This window comes from Pseudomonas sp. Y24-6 (genome assembly GCF_020295325.1).
Classification (GTDB): Bacteria; Pseudomonadota; Gammaproteobacteria; order Pseudomonadales; family Pseudomonadaceae; genus Aquipseudomonas; species Aquipseudomonas gregormendelii.
The window spans coordinates 1-17220 of record NZ_JACBXG010000026.1 but is presented as its reverse complement, the minus strand read 5'-3'; the positions used below and the strand labels follow the sequence as shown (position 1 = coordinate 17220).

Below are 17220 nucleotides of genomic sequence, written 5' to 3'. Positions count from 1 at the left end.
TACAGAAAATCGTATTTCTTGGGTTTACGTACAGAGCCTAACAGCCTCCTGTTCAGCAAGCAGCGAGCTCAAGGTGTCCGCCTCGTGAATCAACTCGTGCATCTTCCCCTCAAATTCGTTGCCAACCCGGAGCGTGACCCTCAGCCTAGGAGTAAAAGCTTTTGCCACTTTCTTCTTCACTTGGGGAGCTGCTGGCTTTATAGGAACAACCTCGGANGGAGCGTGACCCTCAGCCTAGGAGTAAAAGCTTTTGCCACTTTCTTCTTCACTTGGGGAGCTGCTGGCTTTATAGGAACAACCTCGGACGCAGGCTCCTGCACCGGAGGAGCAGAAACCTGCACTTCGGGCTCATCCGCACCGAACAGGGCACGACGCATTTCTTCTTCAGTTAACTCAGAGTTCATAGGGCATCTCAAAGGAGTGGTACTTAGCTCGATAATTTTACTAGGATTGTTGCTGATCGGTGTCATCGGTGACTGCTAGGGTTCACATCCCCAGTTCGATTTCGATCCGAGAGCCCCTCATAGCTGGCGACAGCCTTCCCTTCGGCAGTCGTGTGATAAGACCGTCAGCTAAATCACTTGCATGACGTGCGTACAGCGTTACCGTGTCATGAATGGGCCTTCGATCCGGTACGAAAGCGCCCACTCGCTCCTGAGCAATTTTCAGGATATTCAGAGCTTCCTGGCTCATCCTATCGGTGGACAAGTGTTCCACGACGGGTCTAAACGGAGGTGCTGCGCTACCCCACATCTCTACTACCATTTGGAGCAACACTTCTGAGCCAAAATGCTCAACGGCCATATCCCACAGCAGAGCTTCCTGGGACATATCCAGGCGACCCCTAGTCATTACGGAGTTCTAACGGCATGCGGCTCTTTCTTGATTGCGAATTTACCCAGCTCTCGGCGGCAGCTAAGCTTATCTCGCTGGCGTTGGTGGCCGAGAATGGACGCGAATTCTACGCGGAATTGATCGACACATGGCGAGAAGCAGACTGCAGCGACTTCGTAATCAAAATCGTCCTTCCGCAGCTCTGGGGCGGAAGCTATGCACTACCCATCATTGGCGCAAGGTCAGCGCTGTTCGAGTTTCTCACGTCGTTCGACGAAGCCCTGGAGATTGTCACAGACGCCCCACAGTACGACTGGGAGCTTTTCTGTGAACTGGCGTATGACGATGGGAAATGGCCCAGAAATGTCCGAAATCACCCTGTTGATGCTACCACTCTGAGGGTTATAAACGATGGGGTACCGCTTCCACATCACGCTCTCTTGGATGCCCGTATCATCGCAAGCATGTTCGCACCAGGGTAAGAACGCGAAGATATTTCATGAGAGCGAACTCAGATCGCACGCTTCTTAGTCATTGCAATCCCCATCCGCCCCAGTTGCTTAACGCCATACATGGCCTGATCTGCTTCTTTTAGCAACGTATCCAAGCTCTGCCCATGGAGAGGACAGATCGAAACTCCGATGCTGCACGAGAGTGGTACCTCGCCTATGGTCGTGACGACCGGCTGCGCGATAGTTTCTAGCATCCTCGTGGCCTTCATTTCTGCACCTTCTGGACTCCTGAGATCTGTGATCAAGGCCACGAATTCATCGCCGCCATAGCGTGCGACGGTGTCACACGAACGGGTAGCCGCAAGCATGCGGTCTGCAACCACTCGAAGAATCTCGTCGCCGACCTCATGGCCGTGCTTATCGTTAATTTCCTTGAAGTAATCCAAGTCGATTAATAGCACTGCAAACGGAACACCCTTCACTTGCCAGTCGGCATAAACCTGATGAAAGCGTTCGGCGAAAAGGTAGCGATTCGGCAATTGAGTAAGCACGTCATGGGTTGCGAGATAGGCCGAGCGCTCATGCTCGACCTCAGCCCTTTCAATCGCCTGGAAATGCCGAATTAAAACAAGCGGCATCATTACGAGTGCACCTCCCAGAACCGCGAGGATAATCAATGTCTCCGCCGTTAAAAAATCCTCTACACGCAACTGACGCTCAAACAGCAGTGTCATCGGTTGTGAAGTGGTTCTGATCTCAACTCGGCTGGCCAGGCGCGGCAATAGCAGGCGATCCAGTAAACTTGCTTGCTGAGTCTGCGTGGAAAACACATCACTTTCAGACCCGGCTGCAGTTTTCAGGATAGCTCTTATGTGAACCAAGAAGTCTACGTTCGCGTTGTTCACGGCATCGAGCAGCGAGTTCGTCTTGACCAACAGCAAAGTCACCATCGTACTGCCGAAGAAATTGGGACGGGTGTCCTGTCTTACCTGCTTTGGCCGACTGACTGACTGCATCAGTATGTAAGCATTGCCTCCCTCGTACATGGAGAATACCGGTGAAACCACAGGTTTCTGGCTGCTGTGGGTTCGTGCCAATGCGTAGGACAGGTAGGCCACGGTTTCCAGCCTTACTCCGTAGATTGAGCTGGATTCAGGGAGTAGCGGGTACATAAACAACACCGGCCACGTCTCATTGAGAAATGCCTGAGGTTGGCTAGGCTGCTGAGTGAGGCTCGGGAAATCTTTCAGCTCGAAGTCATGCCGCCATGTTCGCCGCAACAGTTCTTCAAAGGCGGCTTGCTCAGCTAGGGGAACAGCCCGCGCGGCCTCAAGCATGTAGATATGTGGGTATGCTGATAGGACGGCTGCCGCATAACGGGCCGCAGCATCCGTGTCGCTTTGATCCACGGCCTGGAGGAATGCTGAAAAACCCGCAAGAACAGCTTCATTGGTATCAAGCTGATTTCGCACGATGCCGGAAATATTTTGCACGTATTCGGAGAATCGCTGTTCTCTGCGTTGAGTCTCGGACTTCAACAGCAGCCAAGCAGAAAAAGTAACCAGGCCAACAGCAAAAAAAATAAAACCAACCATAGAGCTGCGGCGCTTAGTCAACATCATCCTGATTTCCCACTGCGCAGAGCGTTAATCATCATCGTTCCGACTTTGTCAGCTTTCCTAGGGTCACTGAATTTGGGCTCTCAGCTGGACGTACGCACCAGTAGCCAGAACCCATCTGCGGCAGGCTAAGGGCCCCCAGGTCGAGTTCTTTGGACTCCATTCGCAAGCTTGTATCAATTTCGTTGAACTGGCTTGGATTGTTGTTGAGCAAGGACGCTGTTTACCAGCTCTAGGTTGAGACGTTGGCATTCGCCATCAGCTTCTGACCGCGTCTGATATGCAGCCTTGGAACGCGACTTCTCGTCATTATCGTAGATGTTGAAACCTATAGGCGCCGTTTCGCAGTAGAAGCGTGTTCCGTTGCGCACAGATCCCGTTTCGATAGGGATCGCAGGAATTACAACAAATCTCGCATTCATCTTCATGCCCTCGTGAATCACCCCATACCTATTAGCGGCTATAGGCCAGTACAGCAAGTAATCGTCGCCAGTTTCCGATGAAGAACACTGAGGGATTTGGCGTCTAAGCGCTTCGAATGCTCGATTTCACGAGTTTTTTGAGCCTAGCCAGGCTGCCTGAAATCGTCCTCGTATTCGCCTCCTACTCATAGGTTTCCCAAATTTTCGAGGGCCTTCGAAGACCTTTGAAAGAAAACGCAAAATCTAGCCGCGCCTTCGTCGCGAAGAAGCGAGTTCTACATGACTTACAGACAGCTAGGGCTGACACCCTTCCTGAGATAGTCGTCCTTTCAAAATTTTTAAGCAGAGACAAAAAAGAGGCAAAGAGGTAGAAGCAATCGATCCGATTCCCCTAACAAGTCATACCTCCGGGAAAAATGGCCAGGTAGATCTCTGCTGTTTTTTGATTTCAAATATAAGAACTCCGTCGCGATTTTTTGAATTCAAGGGGGGCTCCTGAACTATATTTTCACGACACACGTTCGCCTGCAGGTGAAAGCAGCCTTCGGCCCGCCGCCCCTGACCTTCAAAAATGAGTTCGCGAGCCAAGATGAGATGGCTCAATCACCAATGTCTGATGGAGTAATTGAGGCCAATTAACTCGTGAAGGTGGTTTTTAGCGAGCCAGTGCTACCACGTTTTCCTAGCCAATCGAGCTGGTTCTGCCCTTCACGTCTGAATCCGAGGCTCAGGCCGTAGGATATCGAAAGGCAGGGAACTACAAATAGCCGCTGTTTTTTGAGTATCGGTCTCGCGAAACCGAGGCCGATGCATAACATTAGCTAAGATCTGCATCCTATTTTCTATTTCATTCACACCGCCTTACACCGCAGGCAGTGGGAATTAGGTTCCCTACCCTTCTTATGAGCCCACCGCAGATTGACAGCAGTGGTTAAAAATGCTCATGCGACTCCCTCTTTCACCAAATGCCGCAAGGTGGCAATTTTGGGTAGGATGGGGTATTGATTGGTCACCGGCATACGGGCCGGATGAGGAAGCGAAAATGACGACTGATCGTGAAATTGCGTTGGAAGTTGTAATTGCAGCGCTTCTTAAGGCCGCGAGGCACGATAAGAACGAAATTCTAGAGCGCGCTAAGGGGCTGGTTGTGGACGGTGCAATTGGTGATTTTCACAGCAAATCAGCAGCCAATGCTGCTCTCAGAGAAATTTCCGGGCATTTAAACCCATCTTTATTCAACGCTCAATATGACGAACGAGCGAAATCCATCTCACACTAAGTGAGGCCGGAGAGGGCCCTGCCTCCTTTATTCCGGCTAAAGGCACCTCCTCTGCTGGTGCCTTTTTTATGAGAGATCAATTTCTTAGTAGGGTTCTGAATCGACGCTGTTTTGCTCGACTGGCTGCTCAATACGGAAGGTCGTGTCACTAGGCACAGGGGTCATGAATCAGACCTCCGTCCTATTATGGAGCGATATCCGCCACGGACTCGTGCCCGTTGAGATAGATGGCTGGCACTCACACTCTTCAACGACTGTGACCCTTGGACTACTGCGAATACCGCAGCTAGCCAGATGGCTGCGCAGGGTTAGAAACCTCGCCACGCTATGGCACCGACCCAGTCGAGCTGCTTAGTACTTGGGGACGTCAGAGGCTCGAAGTTTTACTCGCTGCGCTGTGAGCCTGCATCCAAAGCACTGCATTTGTAAACGGCTGGCGATCCCACCTTGCGTAACTACGCAGGTTGCCACCGATGGGGTCACCGTCCCTAATCAAACTTGCTCAGTCTTCGCATGATCATTCGAGCCGAACCGCTCCATTCTTTGCTATCGACATCAAAGGGTTCTATCTCAGGGTGGTTGACATCCCCAAAGGTCGAACCGTGGACAAAAGGAGCGTGGGCGAAGTCAAGACCGTTCTCAATAACGCGATCCCAACTGGATTCCCAATCAAAATGACCGGATACAGTTCTCACGGCGTCATCGCTGAGCCAGTCTAAAATCGGGAGCGGTGGTCGCTCATCTTCTGGCAGATCACCAAGGAAAGCCCAGATCCAACCATAACGCTCTATCGTTGGATAAGCGTCGATTCGAGCCTTGATAGGGATTTTCAGATTTGGCTGAGCGGGTATGTAGGTGCATCTGCCATCAGCACCAAAACGCCATCCATGATAAGGACACTGAACGCTCCCTCCAACCTTTTTGCCAGCGGAGAGCGATCCACCTCGATGCACGCACACGTCGGAAAGCAGACACGCCTTACCATGTTCATCGCGGAATGCCACGAACGATTGTCCAACGATCCGAATGGCTGTCAGATCGTTGGTCAACTGAGATGAAGGTAAAATGACATACCAGAGGTTTTTTAGCATAGATCTATCGCCCGGCGCACCGTACGTCTGAGTTAGCAAGGTTGGATCCTTGAACAGTCGGATTCGTTCGCTCCTACTGACTGACAAGGCAATAAAATGAAAGCGTCGCTACGGTCGACGAGCATAGTCGGCTTTGTAGACGCTGTGAGGGGCTTGGTGGCACCGAATTTTTGCCGATCACTTAAATTCTCGAATCTACGCTCTTCTACAACCGCAAGCGATCAACAGTTAACAACTGTTTTTTGAAAATAATGCTTCAGGTGATCAATTTGACTGAACCTGGCAGAGGGTGGCCTGTCGACTGTCAATAGGTATAAGCAGCGACGCAGGCGAAAATCTACCAAAGTTCAATAGCGTACTACGTCTCATAATGTTGTAGTCACAAGAGGAGCGGACGCATGTCTTTCTTGCGAGACCATTTTTCCAACTGCGCTTACTCATCTTCGTCATCCACAATGAGACGCATTCATTGGGTCGGTGCCTCCTCATGATCCGCCCATCCCTTCGAATAAACTAAAGGGCTGCCGCTTTGGACAAATCGACTGCAGCACATACGAACGAACAGGCCCGCACAAAAACGATCTCGTATTCGTGGACGATCTTTGCTCTCCCCGCTAGCATTTTTCTGTCTGGTATCGTGCTATCGCTGGCGCTAGGCTCATTGGAGCAGCAGGAGAATTTGTATCTAGCCAAAACCCAAGTGAGCTCGACACTAGGTAATATACAGACGCGCCTGGAAAGTGCGATAAGGTCTACTTTTGACGTTACCGAGGGTATTGCTCAGCTCGTTAGGTTGGATGGCGACATTACCGCTGCGCATTTTCAGGGGATAGCAAGAGAAGCAATATCCTTACAGCCTCAAATAAAACACGTTGTCCTCGCACCAAATGACATCGTAGATAACGTCTTTCCAATCCAGGCAAACGAAAAGCTCATCGGCGTAGATTATCGGAACTTGGCCGATCAATATGGCGCATTACTGCGATCTAGAGAAAATAGAACTTCACTATTGGCTGGGCCGGTTCAATTAATTCAAGGGGGCAAGGCATTTGTTAACCGTCGGCCAGTGTTCGTCACCGATGCCACAGGAAAAGATCAATATTGGGGCAGTGTCTCGGTGGTGGCGGATTATCAGAAATTACTGCTCGTAGGGGGCATATCTAGCATAAACGATTTACAGGTCGCGCTGCGTGGCCAGGATGGGCTGGGCTCGGCAGGAGGTATTATATTCGGTGATCCAACGCTATTCAAGGAAGATGCGGTAATCACTACAGTTGAAGTTCCGGGTGGTACTTGGCAGCTCGCTGCTCTGCCAAAGGAAGGCTGGATTACCAATTCTTTTTATGAATCACCTATGCTTCTTTTCGCGCTCTTCTGCACGGGATTCTTTACTTACTTTTCGGCCAAACTTATTATTAGCCATCAATTAATAGAAAAGCGACAGCAAGATTTGACCGAAGAGACAACTAGCCGAAAAATTATACAATTGTCATTGCAGCAAAGTGAATCTCGTTTTCGAGCTTTGTTTGAACGCTCACCAGATCCCATCTGGATAGTGAGTCTAGAAAGTATTTGTGTTGACGCAAACGCCGCAGCAATCGAAACATTTGGTTTACGAAATCACCAAAAGTCATATCGAGTCAACCCAGCGGACATATCTCCAAAATATCAATCTGACGGACAATTGTCTTCGGTAAAGTCTAAAGAGATGCTAGACATTGCTCTCGCAAAGGGTGCTCATCGCTTTGAGTGGCTACATACCCGAGCTGACGGCTCAACGTTTCCGTCTGAAGTGACGTTGTGCTCAGTGATTCTGTCCGGCCAACCAATGGTTTACGCCGTTGTACGCGACGTTACCGTTCGTAAGACAGCTGAGGAAGCTTTATTCACCCAGAAATCTTTGCTCCTGAACATCGTCAATAACGCACCTTCCTTGATATATGTGTACGATACGAAAGGAAATTTAGCACTTTGCAATCGTATGTTCGAAAAAGCAACAGGTTTCACATTTGCAGAACTCGAAGGAAAGCCGCGAGCTAGCCACATGCCCGAAACCCAAGCAAGGATATTTCAAGGGAATGACAATGAAGTCCTTTCAGCCGGGGCTATTCTTAGATTTGAAGAAAACATTACCCATAATGGCGCCATCCATACATACTTAACTACGAAATGCGTTTTGAAAGACGGAGGTGGATTCGCGACAGGTGTATTAGGCATATCGACTGACATCACTAAAATCAAAAAAAATACAGAGCAGCTTCGACTCGCGGGCGTAGTTATAGACCATACAGCTGACGGCGTGATTATCACCAATGAGCGCGGCCATATTTTATCCGTAAACAATGCCTATACTACTATTTCCGGATTTAGCGCTAAAGAATCTATCGGCTTAAGACCAAACATACTGGTTTCCGAGAATCAAGATAACTCCTTCTATCGAGAAATTATTCGATACTTGAAAGAGCGTGGATTTTGGCAAGGTGAGCTCTGGAGCAGGAGAAAAAACGGTGAGATGTATCCACAATGGATGACCATCAACACCGTTTATAACGACAGTGGCAAAATCACAAACTATGTCGCGGTATTCTCTGACTTTTCGGTAATTAATAAAACTAAATCAGACCTTGAACGAATCTCTCATTATGATCCAGTTACCGGATTACCCAACAGGTCGCTTTTCCAGAAACGACTTCAGCGCGCAATCGAACAAACGCAGGGCGGCGATTTGATATTGGCCGTCATCGTATTAGATCTAGATGATTTCAAAACAGTCAACGACAGCTTGGGGCATGCACAGGGCGATATGCTTCTGCAAATAGCTGCAGCCCGATTTCAAACTTGCATTCGACCGAGTGACACAGTATCACGCCTGGGTGGTGATGAGTTTGCATTCATACTTGGCAATCTGGCAACCACAGACGAAGTAAATTTAGTCGCTGAAAAACTTCTTTCTTCACTAGAGCAACCCTTTGATTTAAAGGGAGCGTCGACCCTGATAACCGCCAGCTTGGGGATCGCGATCGCATCGAACGAATCTGCAAGCCCTGAGCAATTGCTTAGACAAGCTGATACAGCGATGAACGGAAAGAAAGAAAATGGTCGTAACGGTTACCGATTCTATCAAGCCGAGATGACCTTGCGAGCGCAAGAAAGAATGGACGGTGAAAGATTTTTACGAAGAGCAGTGCTGGGCCAAGAGTTTGAAGTCTGGTACCAGCCCAAAATCGACATTAAAACGAATGAGTTCGTTGGTGCGGAAGCCTTGGTTCGATGGCGAGACCCAATCAATGGCTTAATCCCGCCCGCAGATTTCATACCGTTAGCAGAAAGTACCGGGTTGATCATTCAAATTGGCGAGCAAGTAATCGATATAGTTTGCCAAGACATCAAGCGATGGTGTGAAAATGGGATATCGCCAGGTGTAATAGCGGTTAATGTTGCGGCTCTTCAAATTGAACGAAGCGACTACGTTGAACTCATGAATAGTACGCTACAAAAATACAATATCTCCGCGAACACACTTGAGGTGGAAGTAACAGAAAGCTTGATGCTGGCAAGCCCTGAGCATTCCAAAGCCGTACTTCATAATCTGCAAGGTATGGGGATATCTACCGCAATTGACGACTTCGGGACAGGCTACTCGTCGCTAGCCTACTTGAAATTATTACCCATAAACAGCTTGAAGATTGATCGAAATTTCATATCCGATCTTCCTCATGACGAAAAAGATGTAGCTATTACAAAGGCAATTATAAGCCTTGGCCAAGCGTTGGGCTTTAAAATCGTTGCTGAAGGCGTCGAAAACGAAGAGCAGCATATATTTTTGAAAGAGCAAGGATGCGATCTGGGACAGGGATATTTTTACAGTCGCCCCATGTCTGGAGCTGCGCTTGAGCTCTGGCTGACTCAACGCGCAATGACTTTGTAATAGAACCTCCTAATTACGAAGGGGCCTACTTCTGGCCCAGCCATTGATTGCACATGTGGTGTATTCCACCATTGGATGGGTGAGTGCACGCCTTGTCTTTTATTCGTCTCACGCCTGCACTCTGCTGTGCTAGCGAACAATGGCCCCGCTTGCTGAGCGAGCCTGCGCCATTCTTGGCTGCTGATCAGTTGCTCCCTTCCTGCTCCATAGAGTCGGCTGACGTCAAGAGCTCGTCATACCTTTGCTGAGCTTTGATACTGTCCTCAGGCATCGCGATAAGTTTGTTCCAGGTTTCTATAGCGGCTCGCCGCTGTATTTCTTTCATCTTGCCTAGACTACATCAGTGTCAGTAAATACCTTTAGAACTTGTGAGTTCAAATTATATGCTCCCAACAACGGCTTTGCATTATGCGAGAGGCCTCAACTGCCCTTGAATAACTGGCGATTGATTCCGCGAGCGCCTCGTTGTCAGATGGGGCTAGGAATTCCCGTCAAACCGCAGAATTAGACCTGTTTCCTTTGTGTGAACGCATCGTCGATGAAATTCGTCTATCTCATCCTGAAGCGAATGTGGTGGTTACAGCGAAAGCGTCAATCATAGGCAGGTTCGATGGGGCACATATGGGACAAGTCTTTTCAAACACATCAGCAATGCCGTGCATCACGGGGAAATCCAAACTCCAATATTGGTGGAGCTGGTGGCGACAGAGGTTTCCGCGATTTTTAGCGTCAATAATGGCGGCGAGCCTGTACCAAAGGATGTTTTGCCATTCATCTTCAATCCCATGGGCCGGTTCTCGCAGCATTCGGTTATCGACCATCCGCCTACAGAGGGGTTGGGTTTAGGACTTTTCATTGCTTCAGAGATTGTCGCCTCACATAAAGGATCTATCGATGTTATTTCTGACCGGGAGCAAGGCAACACTTTTATTGTGAAGGTGCGGATCTCAAAAGCTAATGTCAGAGACCAGACAGCCTCGTGAGCTTTAGTAACGATGAAGTGGGTCATTCCGTAAATGGCCCGTACTGACCTGTCGCTCTCCCATCGAGAACAGGCATGGGGTCAGTAGCCGGTGGACGAAGAAATGCCGCCCACGTTTCATACGCCAGCTTGTGGCGCTCTACTGCTCCGCACCGCCGAGGGCCTTCTGTCTGACGTCCCGAAACTAGCATCATCAACGCAGTAGTAGCTGCATCAAGCTCAAGCAGAATATGGTGAGATTGGAACCGATAATCATCGTAATTAGTCATAGACCAGCACACCAATTAGGGGGGCGTATGTGACGGCAATCACAACTGTTAACGGCAAGCTTCGGAAATTGATGCTGTCGTTATTCACTGTTTTTTTTGAACGGCCCGCTTGTTTTTTTCCAAATATTGAATAAGCAAGTAGGCTCTGACGCCGAGCGCAACCAAACACAATATCATGCCTGCAATAAATTGAAATGTGGTCATAGTACACCCTCCAGAACAATCAACAGACAATTATCTCATTGATGACGGTATCAAAGAAGTATCGGTTTGTAACTTGTTGTTGCAATTTATAATTTGAATTAATAAAATATTTTTCCTTCTGCAATTTCGGGGACGTCTGAGTATATTCAATGCGAATTAATTATCTCTATCCCAAGGTTCGTCTTTAGGGATTTATGGCTGCATCTTAGTAAGTCTGCCAAGCCGTGGCGGCACCCGCTTTTGATGAAAAGGCGGCGTAGCTATAATCTTGGAAGCGGCGTTAAAGAGGTCTGACATAAGATCCCAACCTCCCATTTTCCAAGGAGGCTCAATGTACCGAGAACACACGATCCATCTGTTCACGCTCTCAGCCACACAATAGGTCGAAAGGATCCACTCCGTCGCGCTACCAGAGTTCAAGTATCCCGACTCGACCGCCAGGCGATGTTTAGTATTCGCAATAGTCCGAGGTTTCACAGTCATTGAATAGCGTGAGTCGCCAACCATCAAACTTAACGAGAATGAGGCAGTGATAGGCTCACTCCATGATTGCATGGAGCTGCGCATTAGAGGGGTTACCCAGCGCGACGCCCGTCATCATCTGGCAGACATCGCGAGCGGTGAGATGAAAGGTTAGGCGCAAGTTGTTCCGCATTCGAGCCGCCGCTAGCCAACAGCTGAGCTGTGATGTGGATTGACATAACGGAGAAGGTCGCAGCTTCGGGCCAAGCGGGGCCCAGCTAGCAGCCTAACCATAGACCTTCCACTCAGGCGTCATGAGCACCGCAAGAGTAATATTGATGAACTCTTCTTTTTTGTGGATCGTCTGCAACGCTCCGCGCACGTTGCCTCCAACCACATCGGAACCACGCTGCTCGACCGAAAGGGTGGGTTCCATAATGGCGGCCTCAAGGGCGAGTTGGTTTTGATTCATCTTGAACAGTAGGGGAAGGGAGCAGGTCTGAATTTGGCATCGCGACTTCTCCTTGCAAGAGTTCAGCTTAGCAGGAGGCGCTTTAGGAATAGATGCCTTTCTAGGAAGTAGAGCTGAGGAAGCGAATCAGTTACGCCTTTTTACGATGCGACCAATCTCCATAGGCCGCGCGTGCTTCTCATCGGAAACTGCGGAAATGTGCTTGCTGTGGTGGCCAATAGCCGCTGATAGTGAGCGGATCTGGGAGAGGACGCGAAAATGATTTCGAGATTTGTTGTGGTACCTGCAGCCCCCTCGGAAACGGGATCGATGCGTAACGGATTTCGCTTTTATTGTCAGACCGCACCTTTAGGCTTCAACCTCTATGACAATCAGGAAAAGCTGCGCTTGAAGACTGTTTATCAGACGCGTGCTGAAGCTGAACGTGCTTGCCAGGAGTTTAATCAGGATAGTCTGCAAGGTATGCTGTCACGCCAGGAGGGTTGACACTTTTCTTCGAGCCCAAACGTGCGATTTCGTAAAATCGTATATTGCTTGGCATTGAAAATCGTATGCTTTTCAAATTTTATAGCTCAGCAAATACAGGTGCTGGAATTGATCCCATTACTTAACTTGTGAACTATGCGAGACATTCAGTGGCTTGCATAGCTCGCCATTCGATTTTAATAGTAGTTACATATAGTTCGCGTACCGATTTTATCACAGTAAGTAGTTTTAATTTGATTTTGGTAGTTCTGTTGACTTTGCCATGCTTGAGTTTCTCGGGTAACTCGCTCATTATGAACATTGGGTTGATTTCTAGTTTGAATAACATTCATGGCCAACGTATTACAGCCGCATTGCAACGGATTAACCGAATCGACAACTTGTTTGGCTCGACTCATAAAATGGTTTTTGATCGAAATGCCAAGAGTTAAGGTTTGCCATCGAGTATTGCTGGCCGCGAGCCCCAATATCTCGTGTCATGTATCCGAGTTTGACGCATTTCATAAACTGATCAACTGTGTATCGAGCGCGGTGTATTGATTATCTGCAAGCGGTGGGCACTGGTCAGGCTTCTTCCAGCGATCCGTCCCGAGCCGTCATCTGCGTTAAAGCACGTGCCAAGCGTATTGAAGTTCCCAAACGTGCAGCTTGGTCTAGTGGCCGTGGCGCTGATTTTTACCGGGCAGTTCTGTGCTTACAACTATCACCGCCTATATGAGCAACAGGGAACTGAGAAAACTGCGAAACCAGTACAGCGTTATGGGTGACGCTGGCGAGTTCAGTGTTGATTCTACCAGCGACGTTGCCGTTCCTAAATGAATCCCGCATGCCATGAAGAGGCAGCCGTCCTTATTGATTTGAACGCTAGCTTCCAAGCGCTTTCTATCTAGGTATATGGGCATTGGTAACCAAGACGATTGTCGTTCGTCATCGATGCCTGGAAGCTAACGGGACGGAGGATCAGCAATGATAGGAGGTAATACCCAGCGGATGTTTTTCACCGGATTCAGACCATCTTTGATTCTGGCATTCCTCGGCTTGCTGACTGCATGCGCCTTTAACAATACCCCCTCCAATGTCGTTGCACCGGGTGAGGAAAAGACAGCCACTACCCGCACATTGGATGCCGGCGCCGCTCTGCTCCAATCACGTCCGCCCATCGATGCTCTCAATGCCTACCTCGATGGATTCCATTTTTACAATGGCCGTCCCGACGTTCAAATGGAGGCTCACCACTATTGCTCCACCCTCAATGAACAAGTGATCCAGTGCGTGATCTACGATGGCAATCGCAAGGACGCGAAGCTTATGGGGGTGGAGTACATCATCAATGAGCAGCTGTTCGCCAAATTACCCATCACTGAAAAGGCGCTCTGGCACAGCCATGCTCATGAAGTGAAGTCGGGCCAATTGGTTGCTCCCGGTATTCCAGACATTGCAGAACATGCGCTGATGGAAAAGCTGATCAATACCTATGGCAAGACTTGGCATACGTGGCACACCGACCTCAACAAAGAGCTACCGCTAGGCGTTCCGCAACTGATGATGGGATTCACAGCAGATGGTCAGATCGACCCGCAACTGGTGATCGAACGGGACAAAAGATTTGATGTCGATAGCACACGGAAAAAGAAAGACCGGGCCGACATCCCTGCCCCACATATTGATCCAGGTGCTGATGCCTGGCGCAATGGAAAGGTCTTTCAAATCGAAGATCCGACTGGGGGTGAGCATCGTCACTGATTCATCAAAACCACTTGCTAGCTTTTGGACTTTCGTGGGTCTGCGCTACGAGGAAAAGCTCATTCTTCCTGAATAGTCCCGTCCTCTTTGTGAATCTTCAGCGACGCAGTTTCGCCCTGAAGAAACTCACCCGCCCGCGCAATGATTTCATTGCCTTGGTTGAGGCGGTACTGGACGCCCTTTGCGCGTCTTCCATTATGGCCGCCACAGTGGCGCTACGGGATTTACAGTTATCACCACTACCATGCCGAAGCTCATGAAGTGCTTGGCATCGCCTGCGGCAAGACCCGGTTGATGCTCGGCTGCCCCGATGGCCATGTATTGGAGGTCAGTTCAGGAGACGTACTGCTACTGCCCGACTGGTACCGGCCACTGCAATTGGGAATCAAGCAAAGACTTCCTGGTCGTAGGTGCTTAGCCGGGTGGTTCCCATCCGTGAATAAAGATAGCGAATGCTCGCGACGTTTAATCTGGGAAACCCGAAGATTTGAGGGTTAGGTAGGCGGCTGATAATGGAGATTTAGCTAAGCTCCAAATAGGTTTATGAAGCCAGGTTGGTCAGGGAGGACAGGCTGTTTAGTGGCTGCTGGGAGGCAATGGAAATGCGCAAGAAATCTCAGTCATGGTTTGTCCCACTCCCGATTGTTTTCGCTGTCCTTTGGGCGATAGGCAAAAAAGACTCGCCTCCCGCTCAGGTACAACCGAGCCCCCCTCCCACTCCGAATACTCTGGTCTCATCTACCTCGGATCCGTCACCAACACCTGCCCCCTCAGTTGATCAATACGTAAACGCGAACCAGCTCAATATCCGGGATCAGCCCGGCGGAAAAGTCATTTCCAAGCTGAGCCGAGGGGCTAAAGTTCAGGTCTTCGAAAAACGGGATGATTGGGTGCGTATCAGCATCGATGGCCAACCTGCGAAATGGCTTTCTTCGAACAGCCTTTGTAGCGGATCGAACTGCTACATCGCCTCTAAACCGAAACCCTGGCGTTCGCCAGTACAACCAACCCGGAGGCAGATGCCAAAATACGGTACTTCGTGCCCTCCATCTGGAAACATTTGCATCGGGCCAAGAGGCGGTCGGTACTGCATTACTTCTGGCGGGAACAAGCGTTATGGCGTGTAATTTTTCCTCAATGACGATCCGCTAGAACTTTGGTGCATCGCCTGTGGCTTCCGCAATGGTGGCCAAAGCCTCCTCCATATCGGCGATGTTGTTTTGAAGCTTTTGAAAAACCAATAGAAAAGAGCCGTCCACATCCACGGTCTGGTGGCCACGAAGGGTACCTACTCTTTCATTCTCCATCTGCTGGAGACTGTTAACGCTCTCTCGCAGCGACAACAGCTGATCAAAGATGGCGCCAATTTGAGCTTGGCTCTGTGCACTCATTGATCCCACCCAAGCCTTGAGTAGATCTCCCTTCGATAGGACGTATCGATCTGAGTCGGCACCTGCCTAACGTAGTCCCGTGCGTGCTCCTGCGCATCTTTACTCAAACCAGCTAGATATGAAACAGCGTCATCAACGGTTGGGATCGAACCTTCAATGTCTTCGAATCTAGGCGGCAGTGCAGTCCAAATGACTGCGTCCAATTGGTGAAAGAGTGCCCATTCGGCGATTACTCCCACTGGGGAGCTACTGGTGGTAAAAACACCAATTCCATCCTCCCTGTCCTCTGGAATTTGCTCTCGGACACGCAAGGCCTCGCATGCCTCCTCAAGGTTTTTTACATTCAACATTGCCCAGAGAACGGTGCATGGATGTGCATTCGCGCAGATCGTGGTTGCGAGCTCGCCCCCATCACCGACTCGCGCAAATTCGATGGGCAAAACGGGCCCATCCAAAAACCATTTGCTTGCGAGCGGTAATGCTCCAGGTTTCCAAATGAGGGATCCCCATCCTAGACATGCAATTACCATTGAAGAGTTCCTGTGGTTAGACATGCGCAGGCGTGGATGGAAAGCGAACTCCTGCTAAACCTGACTTCCTTGATAAGGATCGAAAGTCTTCTTCGCGGCCGCCCCTTCTTTTGGATTCGACTCAGCCTTTTGTTTTCCTAGGGTCGGCGGCACGAGGAAAGGTACGTTCCTCTTGAATCGTCCCATCCTCTTTGTGGATTTTCAGAGAGGCTGTTTTACCCTGCAGAAATTCGCTGGCTATCTCAGTGATTTCCGCTTTCGTAGAGGCTGTTTTGGAAGCTCGTTGCGCACCCTCTTTGACAAGCTCCCAAGCATTTTCTTTTTTTGTGATGTGATAGTTATCCATGGGTCACCTCGACATGATTAATCAACAACAGCTACAAGGTTGACCATTGTCGATCCGGAGAGTTTGGAAGAATTTGCGATGAAATTGATGCTGCCTACGACTGTGTCTGACTCCCCTTCACAAAGACGTCAACGAGCGGATTAACTAATCTAGGTGCGCTCCATGCTCGCCTTAACGTTTCGGTCTGCGATCCTCGGTGCCATCTCTTCATCGTCATATTGCCGGCTAAGAAATTCGCGGATCAAGACGGCAGTTCGTTTAGCGCTGGTCACCACAAAGAAGTGCCCCTCGCCCTTCAGAATGCGGAGTTCTGAACGTCGAATTGTGCGGCGCAGGATATAGGCGTTGTACGCCTGTATTAAAGGATCGCGGTCGCCGGTAAGAACCAGCGTGCGTTGAGGCAGCCGGGACAACCGGAGCAGGCTTGTCCATCCAATCAAGGCTGCGAGCTGGAAATAGTACGTTCGCGGATTAACAGAGAGCATGCCTTTCATCACACCGAACCGCAGCAGCGTGTGAATTGAATTGCGTGAGCTATCTTGCTTGCGCATTTTGGCGTTTTTATTCTTGCGGAAAAAATCCATAACGTCAGCAGGCTTCATCAATAGCACTGGGCCGGGAGAGGTCGCCGCGAGAATCAGCCTGCGTACCATGCTCGGGTAACGAAGAGCGAATTCTTGAGCCAATGCACCTCCCCAACTCACCCCGAA

General features: G+C 49.6%; 12 protein-coding genes and 4 pseudogenes. 8 read left to right on the top strand and 8 right to left on the bottom strand.

The genetic code is table 11. The annotated features are described in order from the left end of the window. Positions 1-24: 24 nt before the first annotated feature. Positions 25-404: pseudogene (locus HYI44_RS29750) on the bottom strand (hypothetical protein). Positions 405-869: 465 nt separating this feature from the next. On the opposite strand from HYI44_RS29750, the gene HYI44_RS28705 reads away from it, so the two are divergent. Beyond that, positions 870-1316 carry a 3'-5' exoribonuclease gene (locus HYI44_RS28705; protein WP_194693037.1) on the top strand — a complete coding sequence of 149 codons (447 nt, stop codon included), beginning with the start codon at positions 870-872 and terminating at the stop codon, positions 1314-1316. Positions 1317-1345: 29 nt separating this feature from the next. Here the strand turns inward: HYI44_RS28705 and HYI44_RS28700 are convergent, their stop codons facing one another. Then, a complete protein-coding gene (locus HYI44_RS28700; protein WP_225571149.1) occupies positions 1346-2905 on the bottom strand; it encodes a sensor domain-containing diguanylate cyclase in 1560 nt (519 codons plus the stop codon). 1464 nt (positions 2906-4369) lie between these two features. On the opposite strand from HYI44_RS28700, the gene HYI44_RS28695 reads away from it, so the two are divergent. Next, entirely contained in the window at positions 4370-4606 is a 237-nt protein-coding gene (locus tag HYI44_RS28695) for a hypothetical protein (RefSeq protein ID WP_194693038.1), read from the top strand. A gap of 488 nt (positions 4607-5094) precedes the next feature. Here the strand turns inward: HYI44_RS28695 and HYI44_RS28690 are convergent, their stop codons facing one another. Beyond that, positions 5095-5697 (bottom strand): aromatic ring-hydroxylating oxygenase subunit alpha, encoded by a 603-nt coding sequence (locus tag HYI44_RS28690; RefSeq protein ID WP_225571147.1) that lies wholly within the window; start codon positions 5695-5697, stop codon positions 5095-5097. 529 nt (positions 5698-6226) lie between these two features. Between HYI44_RS28690 and HYI44_RS28685 the strand changes: the two genes are divergently transcribed. Both HYI44_RS28685 and HYI44_RS28680 read left to right on the top strand, forming a co-directional pair. Continuing rightward, positions 6227-9625, top strand: coding sequence for an EAL domain-containing protein (locus HYI44_RS28685; protein ID WP_194693039.1), 3399 nt, complete (start codon positions 6227-6229; stop codon positions 9623-9625). A gap of 656 nt (positions 9626-10281) precedes the next feature. Further along, positions 10282-10608 carry an ATP-binding protein gene (locus tag HYI44_RS28680; RefSeq protein WP_225571146.1) on the top strand — a complete coding sequence of 109 codons (327 nt, stop codon included), beginning with the start codon at positions 10282-10284 and terminating at the stop codon, positions 10606-10608. 1220 nt (positions 10609-11828) lie between these two features. On the opposite strand, the pseudogene HYI44_RS28675 reads toward HYI44_RS28680, so the two are convergent. Further along, positions 11829-12054, bottom strand: a pseudogene (locus HYI44_RS28675) (hypothetical protein). A 218-nt stretch (positions 12055-12272) separates the two neighbouring features. Between HYI44_RS28675 and HYI44_RS28670 the strand changes: the two are divergent. After that, complete coding sequence (locus tag HYI44_RS28670; protein ID WP_225571145.1) at positions 12273-12500, top strand: hypothetical protein; 228 nt, start codon at positions 12273-12275, stop codon at positions 12498-12500. 990 nt (positions 12501-13490) lie between these two features. Next, entirely contained in the window at positions 13491-14243 is a 753-nt protein-coding gene (locus HYI44_RS28665; RefSeq protein WP_225571148.1) for an OBAP family protein, read from the top strand. Between the two features lie 59 nt (positions 14244-14302). Here HYI44_RS28665 and HYI44_RS28660 read toward each other — a convergent pair. Then, positions 14303-14439, bottom strand: a pseudogene (locus HYI44_RS28660) (DUF2188 domain-containing protein). 2 nt (positions 14440-14441) lie between these two features. Between HYI44_RS28660 and HYI44_RS28655 the strand changes: the two are divergent. After that, positions 14442-14658, top strand: a pseudogene (locus tag HYI44_RS28655) (cupin); the annotation flags it as partial. A 181-nt stretch (positions 14659-14839) separates the two neighbouring features. Then, entirely contained in the window at positions 14840-15370 is a 531-nt protein-coding gene (locus HYI44_RS28650; RefSeq protein ID WP_318653955.1) for an SH3 domain-containing protein, read from the top strand. A 21-nt stretch (positions 15371-15391) separates the two neighbouring features. Here HYI44_RS28650 and HYI44_RS28645 read toward each other — a convergent pair whose 3' ends face one another. The 3 genes from HYI44_RS28645 to HYI44_RS28635 form a co-directional block, all read right to left on the bottom strand. After that, positions 15392-15634, bottom strand: a complete 243-nt coding sequence (locus HYI44_RS28645) for a hypothetical protein (RefSeq protein WP_194693042.1) — start codon at positions 15632-15634, stop codon at positions 15392-15394. A gap of 651 nt (positions 15635-16285) precedes the next feature. Further along, a complete protein-coding gene (locus tag HYI44_RS28640) occupies positions 16286-16510 on the bottom strand; it encodes a DUF2188 domain-containing protein (protein ID WP_042559198.1) in 225 nt (74 codons plus the stop codon). Between the two features lie 149 nt (positions 16511-16659). Then, on the bottom strand, positions 16660-17220 hold a 561-nt coding region (locus HYI44_RS28635), incomplete at its 5' end, for an alpha/beta fold hydrolase (protein ID WP_225571144.1).